Origin of the sequence: Mesorhizobium sp. M7A.F.Ca.MR.148.00.0.0, assembly GCF_003997735.1 — a bacterium.
Classification (GTDB): domain Bacteria; phylum Pseudomonadota; class Alphaproteobacteria; order Rhizobiales; family Rhizobiaceae; genus Mesorhizobium.
The window spans coordinates 1-387 of the sequence record NZ_RZTB01000432.1; the positions used below are offsets into that span (position 1 = coordinate 1).

General features: G+C 58.7%; 1 protein-coding gene. It reads left to right on the forward strand.

Annotated features, from left to right (window positions below):
* Nucleotides 1-136: 136 nt before the first annotated feature.
* Nucleotides 137-355, forward strand: coding sequence for a hypothetical protein (locus tag EOB49_RS34825; RefSeq protein WP_127383555.1), 219 nt, complete (start codon nt 137-139; stop codon nt 353-355).
* Nucleotides 356-387: the final 32 nt, after the last annotated feature.

Consider the following 387-nt stretch of genomic DNA (forward strand, 5'->3'; position numbering starts at 1 on the left):
CCCCTCCGCGGAAGGTCTTCCAGCAGAAAAAGGTCGTCACCAAGAAAGTCGTCAAGCCGGTTGAGGACGAAACCGTTCCCCCGCCTGTAATCCCCACTATGGGGGGCGGCGGCTCGAGCGGCGGCGGCTGGGGAGGTTGACCATTGTAAGTGCTGATGGGCAGCCGGCTGCGACGGCCATGATTGCAGCTGAGTCGACTTCGTATCAGCAGACTGCAGTCTTCGTGAGCGTTTACTTCGACTTTAGCCACCATCCTGCAACTCAGGCTGGAGTGGATTTTCCCCTTTGCGGGCGATCAGTGGAGATGCTCGCCAAGCGCGAGCAACTGCTCTATGCTTTTGCCGGCACCGCATGATGGTGATGCGAAAACGGAAGTCTGTTGTCCTG